This is a genomic window from Elizabethkingia argenteiflava (assembly GCF_009904105.1).
Taxonomy (GTDB): Bacteria; Bacteroidota; Bacteroidia; order Flavobacteriales; family Weeksellaceae; genus Elizabethkingia; species Elizabethkingia argenteiflava.
The window spans coordinates 1-344 of record NZ_JAAABJ010000353.1; the positions used below are offsets into that span (position 1 = coordinate 1).

General features: G+C 42.7%; 1 protein-coding gene. It reads right to left on the reverse strand.

Going from position 1 to position 344, the window contains the following annotated elements; genetic code table 11:
* Nucleotides 1–159: 159 nt before the first annotated feature.
* Nucleotides 160–344 (reverse strand): transposase (locus GNY06_RS03975; protein ID WP_176589955.1); only part of this gene is annotated, 185 nt, incomplete at its 5' end.

The following is a 344-nucleotide window of genomic DNA, read 5'->3' on the forward strand; positions in this document are numbered from 1 at the left end:
TACTACCTCATCTTACTCGAAGAATGATGATAGTTTTAACCAATTGTCCAGCGAGGATTTTGAGGTCAGGGTATATTTTTTTGCCCACTTCTCTTCAAAGGCAAGCAGCCTTAGATTTACCTGCTCTTCATTATTAGCCTTGTAGATTGGCTTCATAGCCTACATAACCTCTTTTTTATCCCTGTTTGGAAGATAGCGTTTGGTGCAGCGGATTTGATGAACCACGCTAAGTTGTACCCTGGTTTTAGGAAATACAGCCTCAACCGCTTCGGGGAAACCTTTCAGGCCGTCTATGCAGGCAATCATAATATCTTCCACACCGCGTTTCTTCAGATCAGTGAGAA